This is a genomic window from Corynebacterium testudinoris (assembly GCF_001021045.1).
GTDB classification, from domain to species: Bacteria; Actinomycetota; Actinomycetes; order Mycobacteriales; family Mycobacteriaceae; genus Corynebacterium; species Corynebacterium testudinoris.
Map to the genome: position 1 here is coordinate 735784 of NZ_CP011545.1, position 26354 is coordinate 762137.

At 61.7% G+C, this 26354-nt stretch carries 26 protein-coding genes; 10 read left to right on the forward strand and 16 right to left on the reverse strand.

The window, feature by feature from the left end:
- Positions 1-48: 48 nt before the first annotated feature.
- A complete protein-coding gene (pcrA, locus tag CTEST_RS03620) occupies positions 49-2430 on the forward strand; it encodes a DNA helicase PcrA (RefSeq protein ID WP_047252583.1) in 2382 nt (793 codons plus the stop codon).
- Here pcrA and CTEST_RS03625 read toward each other — a convergent pair.
- The 5 genes from CTEST_RS03625 to CTEST_RS03645 form a co-directional block, all read right to left on the reverse strand.
- Positions 2427-3212, reverse strand: a complete 786-nt coding sequence (locus CTEST_RS03625) for a M23 family metallopeptidase (protein ID WP_047252584.1) — start codon at positions 3210-3212, stop codon at positions 2427-2429. The two genes, pcrA and CTEST_RS03625, sit on opposite strands and share 4 nt — an antisense overlap.
- A gap of 265 nt (positions 3213-3477) precedes the next feature.
- The gene (locus CTEST_RS03630) at positions 3478-6147 is read right to left on the reverse strand and encodes an ABC transporter permease (RefSeq protein ID WP_047252585.1); all 2670 of its coding nucleotides are present in this window, start codon (positions 6145-6147) and stop codon (positions 3478-3480) included.
- Positions 6144-6842 carry an ABC transporter ATP-binding protein gene (locus tag CTEST_RS03635; RefSeq protein WP_047252586.1) on the reverse strand — a complete coding sequence of 233 codons (699 nt, stop codon included), beginning with the start codon at positions 6840-6842 and terminating at the stop codon, positions 6144-6146. The genes CTEST_RS03630 and CTEST_RS03635 overlap by 4 nt, the downstream gene beginning before the upstream one ends.
- Positions 6843-6845: 3 nt before the next feature.
- Positions 6846-7391 carry a PadR family transcriptional regulator gene (locus CTEST_RS03640; protein WP_047252587.1) on the reverse strand — a complete coding sequence of 182 codons (546 nt, stop codon included), beginning with the start codon at positions 7389-7391 and terminating at the stop codon, positions 6846-6848.
- A 409-nt stretch (positions 7392-7800) separates the two neighbouring features.
- Positions 7801-8532 carry a M23 family metallopeptidase gene (locus CTEST_RS03645; RefSeq protein WP_047254193.1) on the reverse strand — a complete coding sequence of 244 codons (732 nt, stop codon included), beginning with the start codon at positions 8530-8532 and terminating at the stop codon, positions 7801-7803.
- Between the two features lie 200 nt (positions 8533-8732).
- Between CTEST_RS03645 and CTEST_RS13650 the strand changes: the two genes are divergently transcribed.
- Genes CTEST_RS13650 through purH form a run of 3 tightly spaced genes read left to right on the forward strand, consistent with a single transcriptional unit; the run spans position 8733 to position 12343 of the window.
- Positions 8733-10163 carry a cell division protein PerM gene (locus CTEST_RS13650; protein WP_158408144.1) on the forward strand — a complete coding sequence of 477 codons (1431 nt, stop codon included), beginning with the start codon at positions 8733-8735 and terminating at the stop codon, positions 10161-10163.
- Positions 10123-10782, forward strand: a complete 660-nt coding sequence (purN, locus tag CTEST_RS03655) for a phosphoribosylglycinamide formyltransferase (RefSeq protein WP_052844288.1) — start codon at positions 10123-10125, stop codon at positions 10780-10782. The genes CTEST_RS13650 and purN overlap by 41 nt, the downstream gene beginning before the upstream one ends.
- Positions 10772-12343: a bifunctional phosphoribosylaminoimidazolecarboxamide formyltransferase/IMP cyclohydrolase gene (gene purH, locus CTEST_RS03660; RefSeq protein WP_047252588.1), complete on the forward strand. Its 1572-nt coding sequence runs from the start codon at positions 10772-10774 to the stop codon at positions 12341-12343. The genes purN and purH overlap by 11 nt, the downstream gene beginning before the upstream one ends.
- A 161-nt stretch (positions 12344-12504) precedes the next feature.
- Here purH and CTEST_RS03665 read toward each other — a convergent pair whose 3' ends face one another.
- Positions 12505-13992 (reverse strand): CoA-acylating methylmalonate-semialdehyde dehydrogenase, encoded by a 1488-nt coding sequence (locus tag CTEST_RS03665; protein ID WP_144413212.1) that lies wholly within the window; start codon positions 13990-13992, stop codon positions 12505-12507.
- Positions 13993-14032: 40 nt separating this feature from the next.
- Entirely contained in the window at positions 14033-14950 is a 918-nt protein-coding gene (gene mmsB, locus CTEST_RS03670) for a 3-hydroxyisobutyrate dehydrogenase (RefSeq protein ID WP_047252589.1), read from the reverse strand.
- Positions 14951-15087: 137 nt separating this feature from the next.
- On the opposite strand from mmsB, the gene CTEST_RS03675 reads away from it, so the two are divergent.
- On the forward strand, positions 15088-16026 hold the full coding sequence (locus CTEST_RS03675; RefSeq protein ID WP_047252590.1) for a LysR family transcriptional regulator: 939 nt from the start codon (positions 15088-15090) through the stop codon (positions 16024-16026).
- Between the two features lie 26 nt (positions 16027-16052).
- Here CTEST_RS03675 and CTEST_RS03680 read toward each other — a convergent pair whose 3' ends face one another.
- The 9 genes from CTEST_RS03680 to CTEST_RS03720 all read right to left on the reverse strand — a co-directional run bounded on the left by CTEST_RS03680 (position 16053) and on the right by CTEST_RS03720 (position 22523).
- Entirely contained in the window at positions 16053-17423 is a 1371-nt protein-coding gene (locus CTEST_RS03680) for an MFS transporter (protein WP_047252591.1), read from the reverse strand.
- A 372-nt stretch (positions 17424-17795) separates the two neighbouring features.
- Positions 17796-18476: a TetR/AcrR family transcriptional regulator gene (locus tag CTEST_RS03685; RefSeq protein WP_047252592.1), complete on the reverse strand. Its 681-nt coding sequence runs from the start codon at positions 18474-18476 to the stop codon at positions 17796-17798.
- 69 nt (positions 18477-18545) lie between these two features.
- Complete coding sequence (locus tag CTEST_RS03690) at positions 18546-19439, reverse strand: putative nucleotidyltransferase substrate binding domain-containing protein (RefSeq protein ID WP_052844289.1); 894 nt, start codon at positions 19437-19439, stop codon at positions 18546-18548.
- A 189-nt stretch (positions 19440-19628) separates the two neighbouring features.
- Positions 19629-19880 (reverse strand): 30S ribosomal protein S18, encoded by a 252-nt coding sequence (gene rpsR, locus CTEST_RS03695; protein WP_047252593.1) that lies wholly within the window; start codon positions 19878-19880, stop codon positions 19629-19631.
- Between the two features lie 15 nt (positions 19881-19895).
- The gene (gene rpsN, locus CTEST_RS03700) at positions 19896-20201 is read right to left on the reverse strand and encodes a 30S ribosomal protein S14 (protein ID WP_047252594.1); all 306 of its coding nucleotides are present in this window, start codon (positions 20199-20201) and stop codon (positions 19896-19898) included.
- Between the two features lie 3 nt (positions 20202-20204).
- Positions 20205-20369, reverse strand: a complete 165-nt coding sequence (gene rpmG, locus CTEST_RS03705; protein WP_006822996.1) for a 50S ribosomal protein L33 — start codon at positions 20367-20369, stop codon at positions 20205-20207.
- Between the two features lie 3 nt (positions 20370-20372).
- A complete protein-coding gene (gene rpmB, locus CTEST_RS03710) occupies positions 20373-20609 on the reverse strand; it encodes a 50S ribosomal protein L28 (protein ID WP_047252595.1) in 237 nt (78 codons plus the stop codon).
- 169 nt (positions 20610-20778) lie between these two features.
- The gene (locus CTEST_RS03715; protein ID WP_047252596.1) at positions 20779-21405 is read right to left on the reverse strand and encodes a response regulator; all 627 of its coding nucleotides are present in this window, start codon (positions 21403-21405) and stop codon (positions 20779-20781) included.
- A complete protein-coding gene (locus tag CTEST_RS03720; RefSeq protein ID WP_047252597.1) occupies positions 21402-22523 on the reverse strand; it encodes a sensor histidine kinase in 1122 nt (373 codons plus the stop codon). Before CTEST_RS03720 ends, CTEST_RS03715 begins: the two co-directional genes overlap by 4 nt.
- Before the next feature lie 97 nt (positions 22524-22620).
- On the opposite strand from CTEST_RS03720, the gene CTEST_RS13010 reads away from it, so the two are divergent.
- The 5 genes from CTEST_RS13010 (at position 22621) to CTEST_RS03745 (ending at position 26295) form a co-directional block, all read left to right on the forward strand.
- Entirely contained in the window at positions 22621-23460 is an 840-nt protein-coding gene (locus tag CTEST_RS13010; RefSeq protein WP_158408145.1) for a CPBP family intramembrane glutamic endopeptidase, read from the forward strand.
- A gap of 133 nt (positions 23461-23593) precedes the next feature.
- Positions 23594-23860, forward strand: coding sequence for a type B 50S ribosomal protein L31 (locus CTEST_RS03730; protein ID WP_047252598.1), 267 nt, complete (start codon positions 23594-23596; stop codon positions 23858-23860).
- Between the two features lie 15 nt (positions 23861-23875).
- Entirely contained in the window at positions 23876-24049 is a 174-nt protein-coding gene (gene rpmF, locus CTEST_RS03735) for a 50S ribosomal protein L32 (protein ID WP_047252599.1), read from the forward strand.
- Positions 24050-24157: 108 nt separating this feature from the next.
- Positions 24158-24853 (forward strand): response regulator transcription factor, encoded by a 696-nt coding sequence (locus tag CTEST_RS03740; RefSeq protein ID WP_047252600.1) that lies wholly within the window; start codon positions 24158-24160, stop codon positions 24851-24853.
- The gene (locus CTEST_RS03745) at positions 24850-26295 is read left to right on the forward strand and encodes a sensor histidine kinase (protein ID WP_047252601.1); all 1446 of its coding nucleotides are present in this window, start codon (positions 24850-24852) and stop codon (positions 26293-26295) included. Before CTEST_RS03740 ends, CTEST_RS03745 begins: the two co-directional genes overlap by 4 nt.
- The last annotated feature ends 59 nt before the right edge of the window (positions 26296-26354 follow it).

Sequence of the window (26354 nt, forward strand, 5' to 3'; positions counted from 1 at the left end):
TGTGCCACGGGGGTTGTGTCGGGACCTACGAGTAGGTTGTTAGTCATCATGGAATCGCCGTTTACGCCTAGCCCTCAGCGCCCTCAGCCTTCTTCCCAGGATCTCACTCTCGGTCTCAATGAGCAGCAACGCGCTGCCGTTGAGCACGCGGGTTCCCCGCTTCTTATCGTTGCCGGAGCGGGTTCTGGTAAAACCGCCGTGCTGACCCGCCGCATTGCCTATTTGATGAGCCAGCGGGGTGTCTCGCCTTTTGAAATCTTAGCCATTACCTTCACCAACAAGGCTGCCGCTGAGATGAAGGAGCGCGTCGCCGCCCTCGTGGGCCCAGTCGCGGAGCGGATGTGGGTGTCCACGTTCCACTCGGTGTGCGTGCGAATTCTGCGCCAGCAGGCCCAGTTGGTGCCGGGGTTGAACACCAACTTCACCATCTATGATTCGGATGATTCGCGCCGTCTGCTCAGCATGATCGCTAAGGATCATTCCCTGGATCTCAAGCGTTTCACGGCGCGGGTGTTGGCCGGTGCGATTTCTAATTTGAAGAATGAGTTGATTGGGCCGGAGGAAGCTATCGCGGATGCGGAGGCGACTCACAATCCCTTCGAGATCACGGTTGCGCAGGTGTACAAGGATTATCAGCGGCGGCTGCGGTCGGCCAATGCGGTGGACTTCGATGACCTGATCGGTGAGGTCGTGCGGATTTTCACCGAGCATCCGGCGGTGACGGATTACTACCGGCGTCGCTTCCGCCACGTCCTCATCGATGAATATCAGGACACCAACCACGCGCAGTACATGCTCATCGCCCGGTTGGTTGGGGATGGGCCAGATGCCCCGGAATTGTGTGTGGTGGGCGATTCGGATCAGTCGATTTATGCCTTCCGTGGGGCGACGATCCGCAATATCGAGGAGTTTGAGCGGGATTATCCGCAGGCGCGCACGATTCTGTTGGAGCAGAATTACCGCTCGACCCAGACGATTCTTAATGCCGCGAACTCGGTCATTTCCCGCAATGATGGCCGCCGGGAGAAGAAGCTGTGGACGGCGCTGGGGAACGGGCAAGAGATCATCGGCTACGTGGCGGACAATGAGCACGATGAGGCGCGGTTTGTCGCCGGGGAGATTGACGCGATCGTCGATAAGGGAAAGACCTATGCCGATGTGGCGGTGATGTACCGCACGAACAATGCTTCCCGCGCATTGGAGGATATTTTTATCCGCTCCGGAATTCCTTACAAGGTGGTCGGCGGCACGCGCTTCTATGAGCGCCGTGAGATCCGCGATCTAGTCGCCTACCTGCGGGTCCTGGACAATCCGGATGACACGGTGAGTCTGCGGCGCATCATCAATACCCCGCGCCGCGGCATCGGCGACCGGGCGCAGGCCTTCATCGCGTTGCACGCGGAAAACAACAATCAGTCCTTCGGACAGGCGCTTATCGACGCCGCGGGGGACAAGGTCGACTTCCTTGGTGCGCGTGGGCGCAATGCGGTTGCGAAGTTCAACGAGATGATGGACGCGGTCCGCGCGGAGATGCCATCGATGACCAACGAGGTCACGGGAATGCCGGATCTCGGTGAGTTGATCAGCCGCGTCCTCGACATCACGGGCTATCGCGGTGAACTGGAAGCGAGCAATGATCCGCAAGACGGGGCTCGCTTGGACAACCTCAACGAGCTCGTGTCCGTGGCCCGGGAGTTTTCCTCGGAGGCGGCGAACCAGGTGGCCTATGCCGAGATGGATGGGGATGAATTCGAGCCGGAGGAAGGTGAGGCTCAACCGGGCTCTCTCCAGGCCTTTTTGGAAAAGGTCTCGCTGGTGGCCGACGCCGACCAGATCCCCGACAATGAACAGGGCGTGGTCACGCTCATGACCCTGCACACTGCCAAGGGCCTGGAGTTTCCCGTCGTGTTCCTCACCGGATGGGAGGACGGCCAGTTCCCGCACCTGCGCGCCCTCGGGGACCCGAAGGAGCTCGCGGAGGAACGACGCTTGGCTTACGTGGGTATCACTCGTGCCCGTGAGCAGCTTTACATCACCCGAGCCATGTTGCGCTCCTCCTGGGGCAACTCGGTGACCAACCCGCCGAGCCGTTTCCTGGCGGAAATCCCCCCGGAGCTCATCGATTGGCGCCGAGAGGAGCCGGAGCATTCCTTCTCCGATTCGTGGGGGATGAGTTCCGGCGGTGGGGGCGGCATGTACGGCTATCAGCGGCCAAGTGCCCCGAAGAAGAAGCCGGGCCTGCCGAAGGCGTCCCGCAACAACAATCTGGAATTGGCGGTGGGAGACCGGGTCAACCACGACAAATATGGCCTGGGAACGGTCATCGCCGCCGACGGCTCGGGTGCCCGTGCCACGGTGACCATCGATTTCGGATCATCCGGCAAGGTGCGCCTCATGCTCATCGGCGGCGTGCCTATGGAGAAGCTTTAGCGAACGGTGATCCCGTTCCGCGCGAACCACGCGGTGGGGTCGGCCGGGCTTGCGCCATCGGGCCGGATCTCGAAGTGGAGGTGGGGGCCGGTGGACTGGCCCTCGTTGCCCATGCCCGCGATGCGCTGACCGGCAGTGACTCGCTCGCCGACGTTGACGTCCAAGGTGTTCATGTGGCCGTAGACGGAAATCGAACCGTCGTCGTGGCGGATACGGATCCAATTGCCGAAGCCCTGGGCCGGTCCAGCGTCAATGACCGTGCCATCCATGACTGCGAGGACCGGGGTGCCGACGGAGTTGCCGATGTCAATGCCCTCGTGGGTCGCGCCCCAACGGGAGCCGTAGCCCGACGTGAAGGTACCGCTGGTGGGGAACACGACCGTCCGGCCGTCGGCGGTTTGGCCGCGGACGGGGCGCATGGTGGTGGTGACCCCGAGGAGATCACTGAGGTCCTTCGGCAGGATGTCGGGGCCGGAGCTGCCGAGGAGGAGCATGAGCGGGTCGATGATGACGTTGGAGTCCGAACTGCCTGCATTGCCAGCATCGGCCTTGGGATCAACCGCAGCACCGACCTTGCCGTTGTTGGCGGCCTCCGCGAGTCGGATGATCGCCTTCAGAGCGGTGCTGGCGTCATCGGCGTCGAAGCCGCTGACTCCGTTCTGATTGACCGTGAAAGAAGCCTCCTGGGCGGAGGCGGAAGGGGCAACCAGGGTGGAAGTGATTCCGATGGTGGCGATGGCGGTGGCAGCAAGAAAAGCCTTGCCTCCGAAGCGTGTGAACATGCGTCAACCTTCTCGTGATTGGGAACGAGTTAAAGCTACCTGCAATCCTCCGCAGGATCAACGGATAAATCTGCAGGTAGAGGGGTTTTCGCTACTCGACGCCCTGGAAAAGCGCAGGTCAGAGCCATGTTTCCTATGTTACTAATGTGACTAAAATTAACTAGTGGTGCACCGGGTTGGGGGTAGAAAAGGAGCTTGCCCGCCCCAACCGGCGTGAGAAAACCCCACCCAGCAACACCTGGATGGGGTTCACGGATGAAGAACCTTACGTCTCCCGATACTCCAACTCCGCGCGGCGGCGATGGAACAACGAGCCCACCCCAGCGGCCAGGAGCGGGGCTACTACCACCAGCGCGATGATGGGGTACCAGTTGATCTGGAAGAACTGAACATCTCCCAGCCTTTCAATCTCGCCGGAGAAGTAATTGTGATAATCCGCTTGCAGTGTCAGCCAGGTAAACAGCAGCCCGATGACGCTACCCGTGAGGGTGCCGGCGAGGGTCAGACCACCAGCGAAGAGGGCCGTGGCCCGGGAGGGAAGTGAGGGTGAGGCTCCGAGGGCGTCGATAAGCGCGAAGTGACGGCGCGACGTCTGCATCGACAAGGCCAGGACCAGCGCAACAACCACGACCACGATCAGGGCAAGAATGCCTGCAAGTAGCGGTGCAGTGTACTTCCAGCTAACACCGAACGTTGGAGTAAAGGTCGCATTGAGCCCGATTGCCGATTCTTTGAGTGAATCGCTTATCTCTGTGCGCTGCTCGTAAGTGAGCTTGTTCAAAGGCATCAACGTGGTGCCCACATACTCGTAGTGGAGACCGAGCTGCCCCGCTACCTCGCGCGGAATGATGGTTGCCCCTCCGCCTGCAGGTAAGACCGCCATTGCTGGCAATTGGATGGGCTCGGCGATGTCACCTGTCAGGAGTTCGAAGGTGGCTGTTCCATCTTCCTCGACGAGAATCGCTTGAGAAGTCGGAATGAGAACCACACCCCGTAATAGAGCGGTACTCGCTTCTTGCCGAACTGAATCATCAAGGGCAAACATCTCCAGCAAGTCGGGGCCGCCGAAGACTGTGCTTGCCATGCCCGCTCTGAACGGACCCCCTACCCATCCGCTGTTGGTCAGTGCGGAGCATTTTTCTGACTCTAATTCTTCTGGCCAACGGCAGTCAGGGTACTTAATCGAGAGAGTTGGGTGAGGGTCCCCAGTGACGAGGGTCATAGGCATGCCGTAAAGGTCTACCTCCTTCGCCGGACCGGTTATCGCTTTGACGCTGTCGAGGGTGCTTTGCAGCTCCTCTTTTTTGAGTTCCTGAGGCAGGTAACCAGACGACATGATCGTGGCGGTGTCATATTGATATACCTCCGCGGTCTCCGTGAGCTGACGGTTATTCGAGGTCTCAGCACTCGTCCACACGGAAACCGCCACAAATGATATCGCCATGATCGCGGCGAGAGCCGGAGCCGTTTTCATCATCTGCCGTCCGGCGTCACGAACGGCGAGCCGCAGCGTCAGAGGAGCAGTTCGACCGAGTCGGGCGATCAACCATCCCAGCGCCGGTGCCGAAGCAGCTAGTGCAGCAATGACAACTAGCCTGCCAAAGGACTCATAAAACATGTACCAGTCAGGGATGAACTCTCGCATCACCCCGAGAAACGCCAGAGTCAGCACAAGAACGACGGGACCAACCGCCATCCACGGTCGCCAGCGCATCATACGGTCAGGAGCGGCCCCGGCGATGCCGGCGCTTATCGACGCCCGCGATGCCAAAACCGCTGGCAAGAATGCCGCGACGACCGAGCCGATCACCGCCGTCACCCAGGCGGCACCAACAATCTGCCACGGGACATTCATCGGCCATCCGGGGTAGCGATACATCCACCAGCCGGTGGCGGTGGCAAGGCCGATAGCCGCGCCGAGGGTCGCACCAACCAGACCGGCGCCCAGGCCATACGCGAGGACTGCCCAGCGGATCTGACGAGGCGTCGCTCCCTGGGAACTCATCAAGGCGAAAACCTTCGTCTGGCGGGACACCGCGATGGTGAACACCGGTGAAATGATGAGGAGGATGAGCATGCCGACCAGCATGATGCTGGGGACCATGATGGAGAGGAAGAAATTCAGAGACTGGTCAGGATAGATGGGCTCGAGGCCACGCATCGCCGGATCGAGTTCTTCCTCCGTGGGCGGATTGGCCTTGACATCCAAGGAGTTGACCACGAAGCCTGCGGCGTTGAGAGCCTGCACGTCCTCCCAGGTAAACTTCCGATCTCCGGAGATTACCCACGAAATGCCCGAGCCGAAGCCCTCAAACTCCGTGGAGACCGATTCCGGGGAGAACAAGGTGGGTTGGATGGTCAGGGGCCAGGCGCCCGGCATCGTGCCAGAAATGCGGAGCGGACCGGAGGCTCCCTCGTGATCGGGAGAAGTGAAGGTGATGGAGTCCCCGACGGAGACTTGTAGTTGGTCCGCGATGCTCGGAGAAATCATGATCTCGCCAGAGGCGGGCAGGGTGCCGGTGCGCGGTTGCAGGTTATGCGGTAGCGACTCCGCCGGAAGCTGCTGAATCGAGGAATAAACGGTCCGATTGTTGTCGGCCCGAAGTTCACCCGGGAGGAGGACGCTCAGTTCCGTGCGAAAGCCCGATGGTAGGGCCCGCTCCAGCTCCTCACGCTCATTCCCAGTGCTGGCGGTGCCGGTGCACTCAGAGTTAGAGCCAGAGACAGTTTGGACACACGACGCGCCCCCGCCCTTCCACGTCGTGGAATGAACCTCGGTGGCCCGCAGCACGTTGTTTGAAGATGACTCGTAAGTGGCCAAAGAGACGATCAGGAATACCGGCAGGGCGACGAGCAACATGGCAGCAAACAAGCGCCAAGGGTGTTTGACCATGTCGCGCCGGGTAGGTCGGGTGGCGGCTAGGAGGGTGCTCATCGCTGATCATCCTCATCAAAGATCCGCCCGTCGCGCACCATGACAACTCGGTCAGCCCAGCCGGCGAGGCGCGGCTCGTGGGTCACCAACAGGCCAGCGGCCCCGGAGTCGACGCGCTCGCGCAGGATGCGCAGGACGGCGTCGCCAGTGGTGGTATCCAGGGCGCCGGTGGGTTCATCGGCAAGCAGCACACGGCGCTCACCGATGAGCGCCCGGGCGATGGCCGCGCGCTGGGCCTGCCCGCCGGAAATCTCATCGGGGAAACGCGCTGCCAGGCCCTCGAGACCGACCTCGGCCAAAGCGATCTCCGCAGCGTCCCGGCACTGAGCGGGGGAGACCCCGTCCAGTTCGAGGGGAAGCGTCACGTTCTCGCCGATGGTGAGAGTGGGAACAAGGTTGTAATGCTGGAAGACCAGGCCGATGCGGCTTCGCCGCAGCTGGGCGGACCGGGACGGGGAGAGATCGGCGGCATCGGCGCCGTCGATAAGCACCCGACCGGAGGTCGGAGTTTGCAGCAGCCCCGCAACGTTGAGCAACGTGGACTTGCCCGAGCCGGACGGACCCATGACGGCCACGAGCTCGCCGGGAGACACCGCCAACGACACATCGTCGAGGGCGACGACCTGACGGGGACCCTGCCCGTACACGCAGGAAACGTTCTGGAGCTCAATGGGGTAAGGGGACGTGGGTGACATGGGTCATGCCTCCTTGGTTGCGGGGTGGGTACCTGGACGGGAAAGAGCCTCAACGCGGTCAAGCCAGCGAACCTCGGACTCCAAATCGTGAATCCGGCGCTCAACCTGGAGGCGTTCGGCCGTGCGCGTATCGGGCAAATCGCGGGAAGTAATAGTGAGCGCGCGCAGATCAGCGATGGCGGCGCGGCGCTGCCTATCGAGGAGCGCAATGAGATCTACCTCATCGAAATGCGCGGCCAGAGCCACTTTGATCACCAACTCATCGCGCTCAGCCTTGGGGCGGATCACGGGCTCGGTCCACCACGTGGCCAGGAGCGCGCGGCCTTGGTCAGTGAGCCGGTAGGTGTCCGTGGGGTGGCCGTTGGCACCAATGATTTGCTCGGCGGGCTCGATGAGGGCATCGCGTTCCAGTCGGGAGATCGTCTGGGTGACCTGGCCGATGTTCAGTGGCCAAAATTCATCAGTAACCTGCCGAAACTGGTTCTGCAGTTGGCTGGCGGAGCACGGGCCCTTCGCCAGGAGTGCGAGTATGGAGTATTTGATCGACATGGTGGCGTCCTTTGTGGGAGACGGAGGTTACTGAGTAACCTTCGTGGTTCAGGTTACTGGGTAATCTGAAGGGCGTCAATGGGTGGCGGGTGCTGTTATCGTCATCGCGACGGGCTGACCCCGACTTCTAGCGCATTATGTGTTGTGTGCTGGCTATTAATCGCCCGCGAAAGCGTTCCGGTCGCGATCAGGAGGTCGGGATCACGCAAGCCATGAAAAAGGGCCAGGCAGGCTCGGCTGAATAGTCATCGCGACGGGCTGACCCCGACTTTTAGCGCATTATGTGTTGTTTGTTGGCCCTTAATCGCCCGCGGAGGCGTTCCGGTCGCGATCAGGGGGTCGGGATCACGCGTCGGACATAAGAAAAGGACCCGACCACCCCGGTCGAGTCCTTCTGGAAGAAAGCAAATTAGGCGATGACGATGCCGCGCTCCGCGAACCACGGAACCGGATCGATTGCTCCGCCACCAGCGGGGTGGATCTCGAAGTGGAGGTGGGAGCCGGTGGAGAAACCGCGGCTACCCATGCCGGCGATCTGCTGGCCAGCGTGCACAACCTCGCCGACGGCGACGTTGAGGGTCTCCATGTGGCCGTAGACGGAGATGGAGCCGTCAGCGTGCTGGATGCGGATCCAGTTGCCGTAGCCGGAGGCCGGGCCGGAGTCGATGACGGTGCCGTCCATGACTGCCAGGATCGGGGTGTTGATGGCGTTGGCGATATCGATGCCCGCGTGGAGGGCGCCCCAGCGCATGCCGTAGCCGGAGGTGAATGCACCTTCGGCGGGCTTGACCACGGCGGGGCCGCGCTGGGCCAGGTCGGCCTGGACGCGGTTAACGTTGTATTCGATAGCCTTGTTGAGCTGGTCCTGGATGTTGACGACCGGCTTGAACTCGGCGATTGCCAGGATCTGCGGGGATGCGTTGAGGGCGCCGGCGAGGTCGCCTGCGTTGGCAGCGAGCTCAATGTCGTTGCCGGCGGGTGCGTCCTGGTTGTGCAGGGAGGCAGCGGCGGCGCCGCCGATACCTGCAGTGGATACCGCACCGGTGGCTACTGCCACGAGTGCGATGCGACCTTTGGTCGTCTGCGAGGTGGAGATCTTGCGGTGCCTACCTCGAGCTGACCGCTGAGTCGTCTGTCGCATGAAGCCCTCTTCCATTTCGCCACGTCCCATTTGGGTTATGGGATTGTGACAATCTTGTTATCTACGAACGGTAACGATAGCGTCTCGATTGCCTCAAGGCAACTGGATTAAGAAAAAACCTTAAGTATTCGTAAAAGTTCCCAGGAGTGTTACATTCCCCGCGGGCATCGGACGCGCCATCCGTTTTCCGATTGGCCATCGTGGCACAGTGGACGATGATGAGCAAAAAGACCAGTCCCCAGTCGCGTCCGGGCCGGCGCCTGCGCAACCTTCGTGTGGGCAGCAAGACGACGTCTCGCCCGAGCCGCACCCCGGATGCTGCCCCGCAGGCACCCACGACGACTGTGGGGCGCGTGCGTCGTTATGTTCCTGTCGTCGCTATCCCGTTGGCCATCCTCGTGTTGGGGCTCATTGTGGTGGGCCTGTCCGGCCTCATGATTACGGGCCTGTCCCTCACTGCGTTCTCGGCGACCATCGCGCAGCTGTGGCTGCTGCTCAATCTGGTGCCGGTCAACGCCGGGGGAATCACCATTGGCGTGCTGCCGCTTCTGCCCACCATCGGCCTCATCGCCTTCATGGCCCGCCGCATCCATCGGGCGGTCCGCGATCGGGTGAGCATCGCCGACCTTATTGTCTTGGTTACGGCGGCCTTGCTTATCCCGGTCGTGCTCACCCTCATTGCCGCCGGGATGATGTGGGATGCCGGCCGTGTCTTCGACGTCGGGCCGCCGCCCCTCGGCCATGCCATCGGCCGCACCGTGCTCGTGCATGGCCTCGCGGTAGTCATCGGGATGGGCGGTCGGCTGTGGCGGGCGTTGCTCGGCCGCTACGGCGCGCCGGAATGGCTTGTCGACGCCGCCGTGGTCGCCGTCCGCATCTTCACCTGGCTGGCGATCGCCTCGTTGGTGCTGTTCCTCATCCTCCTGGTTACGGGGTGGTCGCGCCAGGTTGAGGTCGCGCAGGTCTACCAGGGTGCCGGCGGCTTCATTGGCATGGTGATTGTCAGCCTGCTCTATCTGCCGAATGCACTCATCTGGTCAATTGCCGTCCTGCTGGGTTCGGAGTTTCACTTCGGCGCAGCCTCCGTCTCGCTCTACGCCATTGATCTGGTCCAGCTCCCTCCGCTGTCCCTGCTTGCCCTCATCCCGGGGAGCGTCCATGACTGGGCCATCGGGTTGTTGTTCATCGTGGCGGCGGTGTGCGCGTATGTGCACGGGCGGGTGCGCCCTGGGTTTCGTCAGGCATTGGCCTCAGGCGCCATTGCCGCGGGGCTCACCCTCGTCGCCTGCTATCTCACGTCGGGGCAAGTGGGCTACTTCGGTCACGTCGGCCCGATGTTGTGGATGACCGTCGGGTTGGCTTTCGTGTGGATCGCGGGCATTGGGCTCGTGGCAGCGGCCGTCGGGATGATTGCGGATCGTCGGGCGCCAGCCGTGGTGGTCGCCGAGCCGGAACCAGAACCCGAACCAGAACCGGAGCCGAGCCCAGAACCCGAAGAGGAGGAAGAAATCCTCGAGGGAGAGGTCGTCTCAGAAGAAACAGAAGACTCAGAAGACACTGTAATAACAGAGGACACTCCGGTCACCGAAGATGGGGGAGAAGACGACGAGAAAGAGCCGCCCACGGGCTAGTATCAAACGCGTGACTTTTCCTCCCGCGAATACCCGGCTCAACGTTGTCGTCCTGGTATCCGGAAGCGGCACCCTGTTGCAGTCGCTTCTGGATAACCAGGATGATTCTTTTCGGGTCTCTCGCGTCATCGCTGACGTTGAGTGCCCGGCATTGGAACGTGCGGTAGGGGCGGGCGTCGATACGCATGTTGTTGAGCTCGACGGCGACCGTGCAGCCTGGAACGTCACACTCGCCGACGCGATAGCGGAGGCCAACCCGGACCTCATCGTCTCGGCCGGATTCATGAAAATCCTCGGCGCGGGCGTGCTCGATCGCTTCGGTGGTCGCATCATCAATACCCATCCGGCCCTGCTTCCCTCATTCCCGGGAGCGCACGCCGTCCGCGACGCCCTCGCCCATGGGGTGAAAGTCACCGGCTCGACCGTCCATTTCATCGATGCCGGAGTGGACACGGGCCCAATCATCGCGCAGCAAGCGGTGAGCATCGAACCGGGGGATGATGAAGGCTCCCTCCACGAGCGAATCAAGCAGATCGAACGCCAACTCATCGTTTCGGTGCTGAGGGCGGCGACCATAGACCAGACCACCAGGAAGGTTAAGTTCATCCATGAGCGATGATCGCAAGGTAATCAAACGCGCACTGATCAGCGTCTACGACAAAACAGGGCTGGAACAGCTCGCCGCTTCACTCCATGAGGCCGGCGTGGAAATTGTCTCCACTGGCTCTACCGCGGCGACCATCGCCCAGCAAGGCATCCCCGTCACCCCCGTCGAAGAGCTCACCGGATTCCCCGAATGCCTCGAAGGGCGCGTCAAAACCTTGCACCCCAAGGTCCACGCCGGCATCCTCGCCGACACGCGCAAAGACGATCACCTGGCACAGCTCGCCGACCTTGGTGTGGAGCCCTTCCAGCTCGTCGTGGTCAACCTCTACCCCTTCTCCGAGACCGTCGCTTCCGGCGCCTCCTTCGATGAGTGCGTCGAGCAAATCGACATCGGCGGGCCCTCCATGGTCCGCGCCGCTGCGAAAAACCACCCGTCCGTCGCCGTCGTTGTCTCGCCGTCCCGCTACGCCGACGTCACCGTCGCGCTTTCCGACGGCGGCTTCACCCGCCCCCAGCGCACCCGCCTCGCCCTCGACGCCTTCCGCCACACCGCAGCGTACGACGTCGCCGTGGCCACCTGGCTCGGCGAACAAGCCGACGACAGCGGCGATTTCCCCGCCTGGATCGGCTCCTCCCACGACCTCTCCCACACCCTGCGCTACGGCGAAAACCCCCACCAAGCAGCGGCTCTCTACGCCGACAAGGGTGCTGGCGGGCTGGCCAATGCCACCCAGCTGCACGGCAAGGAGATGAGCTACAACAACTACCAAGACGCCGACGCCGCCTGGCGCGCCGCCTGGGACCACGAACGCCCCTGCGTAGCCATCATCAAACACGCTAACCCCTGCGGCATCGCCGTCTCTGACACCTCCATCGCCGACGCCCACCGCCGCGCCCACGCCAGCGACCCCATGTCCGCCTTCGGAGGCGTCATCGCCGCCAACCGCGAAGTCACCGTCGCCATGGCCGAACAGGTCGCCGACATCTTCACCGAAGTCATCATCGCCCCGTCCTACGCCGCCGGAGCCGTCGATGTCCTCGCCCGCAAGAAAAACATCCGCGTCCTCCTCGCCGGGCCCCTCACCCGCACCGGACTCGAACGCCGCGAGATCTCCGGAGGCGTCCTCGTCCAAGAGCGCGACGCCCTCCAAGCCGAGGGCGACGATCCCGCCAACTGGACCCTCGTTGCCGGCCGCGCCGCCTCCGACCAGGTCCTGGCCGACCTCCAATTCGCTTGGGCCGCCGTTCGCGCCGTCAAATCCAACGCAATCCTCATCTCCCGCGACGGCGCCACCGTCGGAGTAGGAATGGGCCAGGTCAACCGCGTCGACTCCGCCAAGCTCGCCGTCGAACGCGCCAACACCCTCGCCGGCGATCAGAACCGGACCAAGGGCTCCGTTGCTGCCTCCGACGCCTTCTTCCCCTTCGCCGATGGCTTCGAAGTGCTTTCCGACGCCGGTGTCACAGCCGTCGTCCAGCCCGGCGGCTCCATCCGCGACGACGAAGTCATCGCCGCCGCAGAAAAGGCGGGCGTGACGATGTACTTCACCGGCGCACGTCACTTCGCCCACTAGTCAGCACTGCACGCGCTCCCGCGGGGGAGCGCGTACAAGAATTCTCTAGAATGCAAATCCAGCTGGGCCGCGACCTGGGAAAACGGGCAACGCTCGCGCGCATTCTAGAGAATCTATGTACCCCGCCGGTGAACATCACGGCGGGGTCCAGTTCCTAGCCCCTAGTTTGTAGGGAATCCCAGCTCGATCTGAGACTCGCTAGGCAGCGGCCAGCGAGTAGTGACCACCTTCCTGCGGGTGTAGAAGTTGAATGACTCCGGCCCATACATGTGGGTGTCACCGAAGAGTGAGTCCTTCCACCCTCCAAAGGAGAAGGCTCCGATTGGTACCGGGATAGGGACGTTGATACCGACCATGCCCACCTCGATCTCGAGTTGGAACTGCCGAGCCGAGCGGCCATCACGGGTAAACAAGGCAACTCCGTTGGCAAAGCGACTTGCATTGATGAGTGAGACGGCGGCGTCGAATGAGTCGACGCGAACCACTGATAGCACTGGTCCAAAAATCTCCTCGTCATAGACTTGCATGCCCGGGCGAACGTTATCGACCAAGCTCGGACCGATGAAGAACCCATCCATCCCCTCGGCGGCGGGCCTTCCATCGACCACAATGGTGGCTCCCTCATCCGCAGCACTACCAAGGATCCGGTGTGCTCGGTCCCGCGCCTCAGCTGTGATGAGCGGGCCGACGTCAGTCCCCTCACGTGCCCCATCACCGAGAGTAAGTCCGGTCATGCGGTCTTGGATCTTCTCCAGCAGCGGATCTGCGACATCACCGACTGCAACGAGAACTGATACAGCCATACACCGTTGACCGGCCGCCCCGAATGCGGCGGAGATAGCTGCATCGGCGGCACCGTCTAGATCCGCATCCGGCATGACGACCATGTGGTTTTTCGCTCCACCCAATGCCTGGACGCGCTTCCCATGTGCGGCCGCCGTAGTGTAAACGTGCTTTGCGATGGGAGTTGATCCCACGAAGGAAACAGCTTTGATGTCGGGATGCTCAAGGATCCCGGTGACCACTTCTTTATCCCCATGGACGATATTGAGGATTCCTGCGGGTAGCCCGGCTTTGTGGAATGCTTCGGCAAGCCACACTGCCGACGAGGGAACTTTCTCCGAAGGCTTGAGGATGACTGCATTGCCGGCCGCAATCGCCGTGGAGACCATCCAGAGTGGCACCATTGCCGGAAAATTGAATGGCGTGATGCAGGCGACGACGCCGAGTGGCTGTTTGAGCTGAGTGACGTCGATGCCGCCGGAGGCCTGCTCCAGGTGTTCCCCCTTGAGGTGGTTGAGGGCTCCAGCGCAAAACTCGACGTTTTCCAGGCCGCGAGCAATTTCTCCTGCGGCATCTGGGAGCGTTTTTCCATTCTCCTCACTGATGATGCGCGCAAGTTCCTCTTGGTCACGTCGGATGATGGACGCTAGTTCGAAGAAGACACGGCTGCGCTTGGCAATGCCGGTCTCGCGCCACTGCTTCTGAGCCTCGGCGGCTATCGATACCGCGTCGTTGAGGAAGTCGAGGTCGGCCATCGGAACTTGCCGAATAGCCTGGCCAGTGGCCGGATTGAATACCTTGAGCGAACGTGTCGCAGTGTCAATGTGCTTCTCGCCGACGACGTGGGAGACGGTTGCTGTTGTCATAGTGGGAATGTGCCTTTCGAAGGAGGATGAGGTGGGACCGTCAGAGCTCGGGATTCCAACCCCGCAAGGACTCATCCGGATTCACGAATTTGGTAACTAGGGTGCAGTCCCGATCCGCGTAGCCTTCTTCAATGAGTCGGTCGAACTGTTCAGCAATGAGAGTCGCGGCTGGCAGGTTGATGCCAGCATCTCGCCCAGCATCGAGTGCCAATCCCACGTCCTTGCGTGCGAGGTCCACAGCGAAAGAGGCATTGAAATTGTTGTTGGCTGCTGCGCTGTCAATGATGCCGGGAACGGGATACCACGTTTGTTGAGACCAGGATCGGCCAGATGACGCGCTGGCAATCTCCCAAAAGACCTGTGGGTCGAGCCCAAGTTGCTCAGCTAGCTGAGATCCTTCAGAGTTGGCCAGCATGGTGATGAACAGCATCATGTTGTTGGCAATTTTGGCAGCGAGGCCCATGGTTGGGCCACCGGCTTCGAAGATTTTTCCCGCCATGGGCTCGATGAAGGATGCTGCCTTTTTAATGTCGCCTGGTGCTCCGCCCAACATGAAAGCCAACGTCCCTGCTGCAGCGCCGCTGGTTCCGCCACTGACAGGAGCATCGACAAAGGAAAACCCCTGATCGATAGAGGCATCGTGAATCTTCTGTGAGGTCGCTATGTCGATAGTCGAGCTATCGATGAGGATCGCGTTGTGGGAAGCGCTCTCCCAGATTCCGCCGGGGGCTCCGAATACTCCCAGGACGTGTTCACCCTTGGGCAGCATGGTGAAAATGGCGTCTGCGCCCTCGCACGCCGCTGCGATGCTTTCGACGACGGTGACGCCTGCTGCCGCAGCACGAGTCGCGGCATCAGGGTTGAGATCAAAGCCGCGGACAACATGTCCTGCCTTAACAAGGTTTGTGGACATCGGCCCGCCCATGTTGCCGAGGCCAATCCATCCGATGGTAGCCATTTTGATTTCCTCTCCTTAAGTCACTTCCAGAGTGAATGTGATCTGCACCTCATACTATGGGGCTGTCAATTGTGCATCAATGGGTTAAGCGGGGCGATTCTTGCACCACTGGTCTGCAATAATGCACAATTCTGGGCATGGTGTCGCGAATAGAGACAGGCCACTTGGAGGCGCTTCTCACTTTTCTGACGGTGGCGAGGCTGGGACGCTTCACAGCTGCGGCAGAAACGTTGGGTGTCAACCACTCAACCGTTTCGAGGCGGCTGGCTGACCTGGAGAAGTCTCTCGGGGAAAAGCTCTTAACGCGTGGCCACAATGGCTGGGAGCTTACGGAGTTTGGTGCGCGGGCGATGGTGGCAGCCGAGACTGCGGAAAAATCACTCCAGGAGCTCCACTCCCTCAATAGTGACAAGGACTCAACGCAGCTAACCGGTGTCGTCAGGGTTGCCGCTCCAGACGCGTTCACTACCAACGTGGCCGTACCGGCTTTCGCGAAGTTGCAGCGGGCAGAGCCAGGTCTGGGCATTGAAATTATGACTGCCACCCAGCAGGTTCGACAACGACGTTCGGGAGTAGATATCGAGGTCGTGATCGGGCATCCGAAAGTGAATAAGGCACTGACCCGGCGATTGATGTCCTACAACCTCTGCTTATACGCCACAAATGAGTACCTCAACTGGATGGGGACACCCACGACGTTGGAGGATCTGGCGACCCATCGATTGAATTACTACATTGAGTCTGCGCTGCAGGTCGACGATTTGGACCTCGGCGCGAGACGTATTCCGGCCTTTAAGGACGGCATCAGCTCGACCAGCGTGTTTGCTCACATGGCATCCACACTGTCAGGAGCTGGTTTCGGACTGCTGCCTGACTACCTTGGCAATGATCCTCGGTTGGTCAGACTTCTTCCCTCGCAGTTCATCCACAAAGTGACGTATTGGGCAGTTGTCCGTGAAGAGAACAATCGAAACCCAGCAGTTCGAGCCTGCTTGAAAATGCTCGAGCTGGAGGCGGCAGAGCTGGAAAAGGCCACCATGGAACAGCACAAAGCCCGGGGAACTGACGTGATCTGATCCCCGAGCTGAAGCTGGCGACGTTTCTAGACGTTGAGCAGGTGGCGTTGATGGTCGTCGGCGTCGATGTCGGCGAGGGCGACCCCCTTGGTTTCACGGAGAACCAACGAAGCGGCCAGGGTGATAGAAGCCGCCAGGGAAATGTAGATCGCGATGGGAATCCAGGATCCATAGTGGCTCAACAAGGTCGTCGCGATGATGGGTGCCACGGATCCTGCGACGATTGATGTGACCTGGTAGCCGAATGACACTCCGGCGTATCGCATGCGGGTAGGAAACATTTCCGCCATGACAGCAGGCTGGCCGGCGTACATCACTGAGTGGGCTAGCAAGCCCAAGGTGATTGCGAGGAGAACCACAAGGGGCTCGGCGGTGTTGAGGAGCGGAAATGCGGTGAATGCCCACGCCATTGCGAGGAGGGAGCCCACTATCGACACTGGTCTCCGGCCGAAAGTGTCAGTCAGCCGTCCGACGATCGGAATCATGAAGAACTGCAGGAGATGCGCGACCAAGATGAGTCCGAGGATGCTACTGGTGTCCATCCCGACCCACACTGAAAGATAAGTGATGGAGAAGGTGACAACCATGTAGTAGAGGACGTTTTCCCCGAAACGGATGCCCATCGCTGTAAGAACGCCCCTGGGGTACTTCTTCAGCACCTCAAATACTCCGTACCGAGTCTCGTCATTTGCTTCGATGCGGGCTTTGGTCTCCTGGAAAATGGGAGCATCCTGGATCTTGGTGCGGATGTAGTAGCCAATGGCGACGATGACAATGGAGAGCCAGAAGCCGACTCGCCATCCCCAGCTGAGGAACTGCTCATCGGTCAAAGTCGCAGAAAGTACGAGGAGAACTACGGTAGCCAGGAGATTGCCGAGCGGAAGTGCAGCCTGGGGCCAGCTAGCCCAGAATCCTCTTTCGTTCTTAGGTGCATGCTCGGCGACAAGCAGCACTGCGCCACCCCATTCACCGCCGACTGCGATGCCTTGAATGAAGCGGAGTCCGACGAGGAGGGCCGGGGCCCAGTATCCGATTTGGCCGTAGGTGGGAAGACAGCCCATAAGGAATGTCGAGGCGCCGACGAGGATAATTGCCACCTGGAGGAGGTGCTTTCGTCCAAAGCGATCGCCGAAATGGGCAAAGATGATGCCGCCCAGGGGGCGCGCTACGAAGCCGACTGCGTACGTGGCGAAGGCTGCGATAATTCCGTCGTAAGGGTTGTCTGAATGGGGAAAGAAGATCTTGTTGAAGACCAGCGTGGCCGCGGTGGCGTAGAGGAAGAACTCATACCATTCGACGATTGTTCCAGCCATCGAGGCGCCGACGACTTGGCGGAGTCCTTTGCGGTCCACGGTGTCGGTGGAAGTGGGCGGTGGAGCGGCAGATAGAGATGACATGATGCACCTTTCTGGAGATTTCCTTCACGGAGCCGTATGTGATGTGCATCATCTTCTGCTCTAACAGAGAGTTAAGTAATAGTTTGAGCCGCCCAACTTGCGCACAATTGCTGTGCGGTTTTGCGGAAAACGTCGCCAGGCTGGGGCAATACGAAAAGGTAAATTATTGCGCATTCGGCTGCCGGAGGAGACGGGCATGGGAAGCCAATGCTTGCCCGTCGCAACAACTGGGCAAGCTGATGTCATCTGTCAGGGGAGCGCGTACAAGAATTCTCTAGAATGCAAATCCAGCCGGGCCGCGACCTGGGGAAACGTCAAGCGCTCGCGCGCATTCTAGAGAATCTATGTACCCCGCCGGTGTGCCTCCGACGTTTAGACGCTGTCTGGGGCGCCGACCTGAGCGATGAGCTCTAAGGTGCGGGCTTCGCGGTCGTCGGGGAGGGGGGCGTGGAGGACGTCGAGGGCGGCGTCGGCAAGCATGACGGCCGTCGACGGCAACGATGAGGTAGACAGCGGCTCGGGGATGGTGCCGTCGTTGGGGCGCATCTCGATGGCGGATAGCGCGATGTGGAAGGGGAGGTCGATGCGGGGGTCGTCGGCGCCGACGATGGCGGATGCGAGGGAGCGGAAGATGTCGTTGAGCTCGGTGCGTTGGGCGTGGTAGTCGGCGAATTCTTCGGAGGCGGCGACGGGGAGTTGGTAGAGGCGGCCGACGTTCCAGCGGCTGGAGAGCAGGAGGCGGGCTTCGGCGGCGACTAGCGCCCAGAGTCGCAGGGTGGGGGAGACGTCCGATTCGCCGAGGGAGGTGGCGAGTTGGGAGGAGGGCTCGATGGTGGACTTCAGCAGCGTCAAGAAGATCTCGGTCTTGGACGGGAAGTGGTAGTAGAGGGAGGCTTGGCGGATGCCCACGGCGTCGGCGATTTGGTGGGTGGAGGTGGTGGCGAAGCCTTTGGTGGTGAATAGCTCGGCGGAGGCGTCGAGAATTTCTTCCCGGGCCGTTGAACCGCGGCGTCGGGGGCTGTTTTTGCGGGGACGGCCTACTGCTCCTGCCAACGTTCCCTCAACTCCTTTCTATTGACCAAAAGGTGCTTGGTCCAAGAATTATAACCACAGTTGGCGAGCTCACTGCTCGCGACCTTCGTCGAGGGAGATGTTGTGTCGGGCGGCGAGGGACCTGAGGGCGCTGGCGACGAGGCGGGCGGCGGCTCCGTAGGCGCTGCGGTCGACTGCGGATAGGTTGGCGATGAGGGTGGTGTCGCCGGGGAGGTTGTCGTACCAGCGATTCATTTCCAGGGCGGCGCCGGTGTTCCAGGCTTGGGTGAGGGAATCGGCCTCATCGGCGGTGAGGATGCCCGCGGCGAGGGCATCGCTGAGACGGGCGCGGGTTGTCGTCCCCGTTGAGGAGGCGAGGAGTCCGGCCCAGCGGGCGACGTCGACGGCGGGATCCATGAGGGTGGCGTGGATGTTGACGTCCGTGTCGTAGTCCGGTCGGCCTTCGGTGAGGCGGACCGCCGGAGGGCGGTGCGCGATGGCCCGTTCGAGCAGAGCGGGGAGGGGGCGGCTGGTGGTGAGCAGGTGGGCGTCGATAAGCATGCCGGCGGTAGCGGCATCGGTGGCGGACGCTGCCCGCTCGGACCACTGGGTTTCCGTGGCGGGGTCGTGGGTGCCAAAGACGGGCAGGCCGGCTTCGAGGAAGAGCTCCGTCAGGGCGGAGTTCGCGGCCGGGGAGGTGCCGATGAGGATCCACCCGACGGGGTCAGTGGGGAGGGCTTCGTGGCGGCCGAGGGCGCCGATGGGGCGAACGGTCACCCCGGAAAGCAGAGATGCCACGGCGGGGCTGGACAGCGCCGCGAGAATGGTCCGCGAGTACCACGCGGTGAGGTCGCCGACCGGCTCTTGGTGGGAGAGGGCGTTGCGGAGGAGGTCCTTGGACTCGGCCAGCACGCCGCGGACCATGGCGGGCGAGCGGCTGGTGAGCGCCTGCTCGGTGAGGTCGGTCAGGGACGGGTGAAGCACGGGCAGCCTCCTGGCGGGCGGGTAACTGGTGTGGCACGTGGAATTATCAGTAGAAATTACCAGCGCCCGGACCCTGGGAATGCAACAACCCGCCTTCCCCGAAATTCGGGGGAGGCGGGTTGGAGGTTCTTTTACCGTGTCACACAAAGGGGCAGCGGCAAAAGTGCGCTGTTGTGCCCTACAGCCGGTTTAGCGGCTGGTGAACGGCAGGAGTGCCATTTCGCGTGCGTTCTTCACTGCGGTGGCGACCTGACGCTGCTGCTGCGGGGTCAGGCCGGTGACGCGGCGGGAACGGATCTTGTGGCGGTCGGAGATGAACAGACGAAGGGTCTTGACGTCCTTGTAGTCCACCTTCTCAATTCCCTCAGCCTTGAGGGGGTTCTTCTTCGGGCGGCGGGACTGCTCGATCCGCGCCTTCTTGTGGTTGGTGCGCTGCTTCATGTTTGCCACCCTCTCTTACCAGCTGGACTTACGGACGCCCGGGAGCTCACCGCGGTGAGCCATCTCGCGCATGCGGACACGGGAAAGGCCGAACTTGCGGAGGAAGCCGCGGGGGCGACCATCGTGAGCATCGCGGTTGCGGACGCGCACCGGCGAGGCGTCGCGGGGCTGGCGGTTCAGCTCGAACTGAGCCTCCAGGCGATCCTCGTCGTTGGTGTTCGGGTTGTTGATGACGGCCTTGAGCTCAGCGCGACGCTCCGCGTAGCGGGCGACGATTTCCTTGCGCTGCTCGTTCTTGGCGATCTTGGACTTCTTAGCCATAGATTATCGCTCCTCGCGGAATTCGACGTGCTTGCGGACGACCGGATCAAACTTCATCAGCGAGATGCGATCGGGGTTGTTGCGCTTGTTCTTACGAGTGACGTAGGTGTAACCCGTGCCAGCCGTAGACTTCAGCTTGATGATCGGACGAATGTCATTACGTGCCATTACTTAGATCTTCTCCCCACGTGCGCGAATCTTGGCGACAACGGACTCAATGCCATCGCGATCGATGATCTTGATTCCCTTGGTGGAAACAGTCAGGGTGATGGTACGGCCCAAAGAGGGCACAAAATACCGACGACGCTGCACGTTGGGGTTCCAACGGCGCGAAGTGCGGCGGTGCGAGTGCGAGACGGACTTGCCGAACTGCGGCTTGCGTCCCGTGACCTGGCAAATAGCCGACATGGACTTTCTTTCTCCTAGCCGCCCACATCACAGCAATCTGATTGCGCCGCACCAACGTAGAAGGGTTGGGGCGCCATCGAACAGCCAGCTGACGGGGCGTAGACGTATACTTTCGACAACAGCAAGGGACAACCCTACAGAATTTCGGCCCGAAATCCTAATCCCGCGTTCACTGCCCGAAAGCCTTCGATAGCCGCAGCGCCAGCATCGTCCGATCGCGGGCCTGCAGCTTGCGTAACAGGGCCGAGACGTGGTTTTTCACGGTGCCCTCGGCCAGGTGGAGTTCGGCGGCAATTTCCTGGTTATTAAGCCCCGTCGACACTAGCTTCGCCACGACCCGTTCGGTGCGGGTGAGCACCGCCAGCTCCCCCTCCCGGTTGGTGCTTTTCGACGCCCACGCGTGTCGCGCAATGCGCGGGTCCAGGACCAGGCCGCCGTCCACGGCGGCGCGGATGGCATCGGCGAGGTCATCAGGGGAGACGTCTTTGAGAAGGTAGCCCGCGGCGCCGGCCGCGATCAGCCGGTCGACGAGTGCGGCGTCGTCGAAGGTGGTGAGCACGAGAGTGGGCAGGTGCGGTGCGCATGCGGTCACCACGGCGAGGCCGTCGGTGCCGGGCATGGCGGCATCGGTGATGATGATGTCGACGCCGTGGGTGCGTGCCAGGTGCATCGCCTGGGAGCCATCGGTGGTGGTGGCGACAATGTCGATGCCCTCGATCGTCTCAAAAAGCAGTGATAGACCGCGAAGCAGCATGAGGTGGTCGTCGATAAGCAATGCTTTGATGGTGGCGCTCATGATGCCTCAGCGGTGATGAGGCTCAGGCGGCTGCCGCCATCGATGCCGCCGTGGGGCGAGATCTCCAGGCGGTACCCGTGAGTCGGGGCGGATTGTTGGAGGTGGCTCAGGCCGAAGCTGGGATCGGCCTCATTGCCGTGGCCGTTATCGGATACCGAGATGTCCTGACCGACCAAGGTGATGACCGCTCGATCGGCGCCCGAGTGGCGGAGGACGTTGGTCAGAGCCTCCTGCACGAAGCGCACGATGAAGGCGCTCCGGGCGGGGGACGGTCTATCGTCGCCTGTCTCGTCTACGACAGTGACCGCCAAACTCGTGGAATCGAAGGTGGCGGCAAACTCCCTCAGTGTTTCCGCCAGCGCTGGGTCTGCCTCACTCCCGGTGCCGATGGTGCTGATGGTGACGGGGCGCATCGCGCGAACGGTGGCGCGCATCAGATTCAGTGCCTCGGTGGTGGATTGTCTGGCCCGCTGAACCTCTTCGCGGGCACGATGGGGATCGCGGTCGATCATGCGGGCGGAGTAATCCAATCCCAGGCCAATGGTGGTGAGTCGATGCCCCAGGCCGTCATGGAGGGACGCTGCGATTCGCTCGCGCTCGTGGGCGTAGGCCAGTTCCGTGGAATCCCGGAGGCTGTCCCGCAGCATTTTGTTGGTGTCCTCCAACTCATGGAGCATGCGTTGGTTGCGTTGAAACAGCTCGGCCAGCGCCAGCCCCGCGGCGGCAATAAGGATAGCCGCGATGGTTTCCAACAATATGCGGTCGAGCGGGCTGCGAATGCTGATGTGGGCCAACAACGTAGTCACCACCACTAACACTCCATAGCCCACGGCCCAGGCCCTCCCGAGGCTGAACAACACGACCACCAGCGTGACCCACTGTATGCCGATGCTCACCATCGAATCCGCGACGATGAAGGAGACGAAAGAGACCACGGCGAACACCAGCGCGGTGCTGCGCCGGGGCTGGTGGATCCACGCGAGCCACGCCACCAGAAGGATGACAGCGGTGACCACTCCACCGAGCTGCCAGGCCACCGGACGATTCTCGGAGAGGACGGCGCTGAGAAACAAGAACATGGCGATGCCGAAGAAGAAGCCAAGGAGCTTGCGGTCCATGCCCCCACGCTACCGACGACCAACCATGACTCGGGTCATGACTTTTCATGACCGACGGGGGTTCTTCCTTGGTGGGGAGGGCCATAACGTCGCAGTTATGACCCAGAACTCGACTACTCCGCGACCTCTACTACCGGCCACCTGGTGGGGATTGGTACTTCGGGTGTTGCTGGCAACGCTCCTTATCCTCGCGGCCAACCTCGTCCGGCTCCCACTTCACCACTGGGCCGAAGCGACCTTCACCAACGCCAACTCCCTTCTCGCTGCAACGACCGTCATCTTTCTCCTGACTCCCGTCGTCGCCATCGCGGCGGTGGCGGCGTGGATGCGGTGGGTCGAGCGGGCCCCGCTCCGAGCCACGGGGGTGCTGCCCCTCCGGGCCGCCCTCCCCGGCCTGGCAGGGGGCATTGTCATCGTCGGCCTCGCCGTTGTCGTCGGCTGGGCGGTGCTCGCGCTTATCGACGCCGCCCGTACCCCCACATCCTCCCTCGACGGCATGGGAGAGGAGAACGTCATCCTGGTTCTGCTCTTCGTGGTCGTTCGCGCCTTCATCCTGCAGGGCCTGCCCGAGGAGCTCATCTTCCGCGGCTGGCTCTTCCAGGTCACCCGATCCCGGCCGCTCTTCACCCTCGCCTGGACCACCGCCGCCTTCACGATCATTCACCTCAGTTCTTCCGGCGGGCAGGAAAACCTCGGCGATCATGTCATCTATCTCCTCGTTCCCCTGGGCATGGGTCTGCTGGCAGGGGCCGTTGTCTTGTGGCGGGGCCTGTGGTGGGCGGTAGGAACCCACGGAGGCTTTCACCTGTGGATGGCCATCGCCTCCGCGGTCTATCCCTTGGAACTGGGGCGCGCGACGTGGGTGACGTTAGGAGTCACCCAGGCGATTGTGGGCGCGGGCATCCTGTGGCTTTGGTCGAGGAGTCATAGCAGGTAATTTCAGAAATCGCTCGCTCAGGGGTATCATGTTCCGAGTTGTCAATCTCCAACCCAACTCAGGCACGATCGTGGCCTCTGTTCACCACGCCGCGAACCGACCTGATGTTCCATCCTGAGGGAATCGAGAATTTATGAAGAAGGATATCCATCCCGACTACCACCCGGTGGTCTTCCAGGACGCCGGCACCGGCTTCCAGTTTCTGACCCGTTCCACGGTCAAGAGCGAGCGCTCTGTGACCTGGGAAGACGGTAATGAGTACCCGCTGATCGTCGTTGACGTCACCAGCGAGTCTCACCCGTTCTGGACCGGCGCACAGCGTGTCATGGACACCGCTGGCCGCGTTGAGAAGTTTGAAAAGCGTTTCGGCGGCATGGCCCGTCGCAAGAAGAAGGCCTAAGGAGGGTAAAGAACCATGGCAGTTCCGAAGTTTAAAAAGTCCCGCGCTAACACGCGCATGCGTCGCTCCCAGTGGAAGGCCGACAACGTCGCCCTCCAAGAGGTGAAGATCGATGGTCAGACTGTTCGCGTTCCGCGTCGTCTGGTCAAGGCTGCACAGCTCGGCCTCGTTGAGGTTGAGCAGTTCTAAAGCGCTAGTTCCTTCACCAGGATCTATGCAAGCGATTGCACCGGTTGTTTACACGTTTAAACGTGGGCAACCGGTGTTTTTGTTTCCGCGTGATACATAATGGCTCTTATGAAGATTCTTGTAGTCGATGACGAACAGGCCGTGCGTGAGTCTCTGCGACGGTCCTTGGCGTTCAATGGATATGACGTCGTGCTGGCCGAAGATGGCGTGGAGGCCCTCGAAGAAATCCCTCGCGCCCTGCCAGATCTGATCATCGTCGATGTCATGATGCCGCGGATGGATGGCTTGGAAGTGTGCCGCAATCTGCGCAGCTCTGGGTATGACCGCCCGATCCTCGTGCTGACCGCTCGTGATGGGGTCTCTGACCGAGTGGCCGGGCTCGACGCGGGTGCGGATGACTACCTTCCCAAACCCTTCGCCCTGGAAGAGCTGCTTGCCCGCGTTCGTTCCCTCCTGCGCCGGGCCGCCGTGGAGGCTGCCCCGCAGATGGAAGACACGAAGAAGCTCGAGTTCGAGGATCTGACCCTGGACCCGGAGACACGTGATGTGATGCGCGCCAAGCGCGGCATCAGCCTCACCCGCACTGAGTTCTCGCTGCTGCGCCTGCTCATGCAGAACCCTCGCCGCGTGCTCTCCCGCAACACCATCCTCGAGGAGGTGTGGGGCTATGACTTCCCGACGTCGGGCAACGCGTTGGAGGTCTACATTGGCTACCTGCGCCGCAAGACGGAAGCTGATGGCGAGATCCGCCTCATTCACACAGTCCGCGGTGTCGGCTACGTCCTCCGGGAGACCGCTCCGTGATCCTGCGCCGTCTGGCCATCAACGCTGAGACAGCATCCCCTGAAAAGGAGACGCCAGCGTCGGCGGCCGCCGGTCCCCGCGGATCCTGGTCCCAACGAGCCACGCTGAAGATGCGCCTGGCGGTCTTCACGGCCGCCATGGTCGCCTTGGCCGTGGGCACGATCTCGATCATCGCCTATTGGACGGTGTCCTCCGCCTTGACCGCCTCCGTCGATCGGGAGCTAGAGGCCAAGGCGGGCATCTTGATGCAACAGGCCACTGATCCGTTGCGCCTGCCCTACTTGAAGTCGGACCTAGAGCAATTCAAACAGTTCAACCCCGATACGCGCGTGTCTATCTCGCCGCCGGGGTGGACGTTTAGCACGGGCGACACTATTCCCATCGGTGGTGATTTCAAGGTCATGGGGGACGCCTCGATTCAGTCCATTCGGACGGTCGCCGGCGAACGCATTCTCGCCCGCTACGACTCCCTGGGCACCACCGTTGTTGTCGCCCAGAATATGGATCCAACTCACCAGCTCATTACGTCGCTGGGCGTGGTGCTGCTGGTGATCTCGTTGATTGGCGTGCTCGTTGCTATCACCGCGGGTGTTGTCATTTCTACGGCCGGGCTCACACCGCTGTGGCGGTTGCAGCGGGCGGTGGACTACGTCACCCGCACGGATGACCTGCGGCCGATTGCGGTCGTGGGCAATGACGAGCTGGCCCACCTCACCCGCTCCTTCAACGCCATGCTGGCGACCCTCCAGGAATCGAGGGTGCGCCAAGCCCAGCTCGTGGCCGATGCCGGGCACGAGCTCAAGACCCCACTGACGTCCATGCGGACGAATATTGAGTTCCTCATGATGCTCAACCGCCCCGGCGAACCCAACCGGCTCAGCGAGCAGGACCGCCAAGATCTGGAACGTGACGTCATCGCGCAGATGGAGGAGCTGTCCACCCTCATCGGAGATCTGGTCGATCTGGCCCGCGAGGATGCCCCCGGTGCCGTGACCGAAGAGGTGGATATGGAGGAGATCATCGATTCTTCGCTGGAGCGGGTGAAGCGCCGCCGCCCCGACGTCACGTTTGAGCTGCACACGATGCCGTGGACGCTCAGCGGCGACCCGTTCGCGCTGGGACGATCCGTGGTCAACCTCATGGACAATGCCGCCAAGTGGTCCCCGCCGGACGGCACGGTGGTCATCACCATGCACCAGGTGGGGGAGAATGTGGAGATTTCTTTCGTCGATTCTGGCCCCGGCATCAAGGCGGAAAACCACGATCGCGTCTTTGAACGCTTCTACCGCGCCCCCGAGGCCCGCGCATTGCCCGGTTCCGGTTTAGGGTTGGCCATTGTCAAGCAGGTCAGCGAGCGTCATGGTGGCAGTATTCGGGTGGAGTCCTCGGATAGCAGTGGGACTGATATGCGGCTGGTGCTTCCTGGCCGGGCGAATAATTGACCTAGGCAGAAGTAGAGTCACCCAGGTAACGTACAGATTGACTCCAGCGCTCCCTCAGT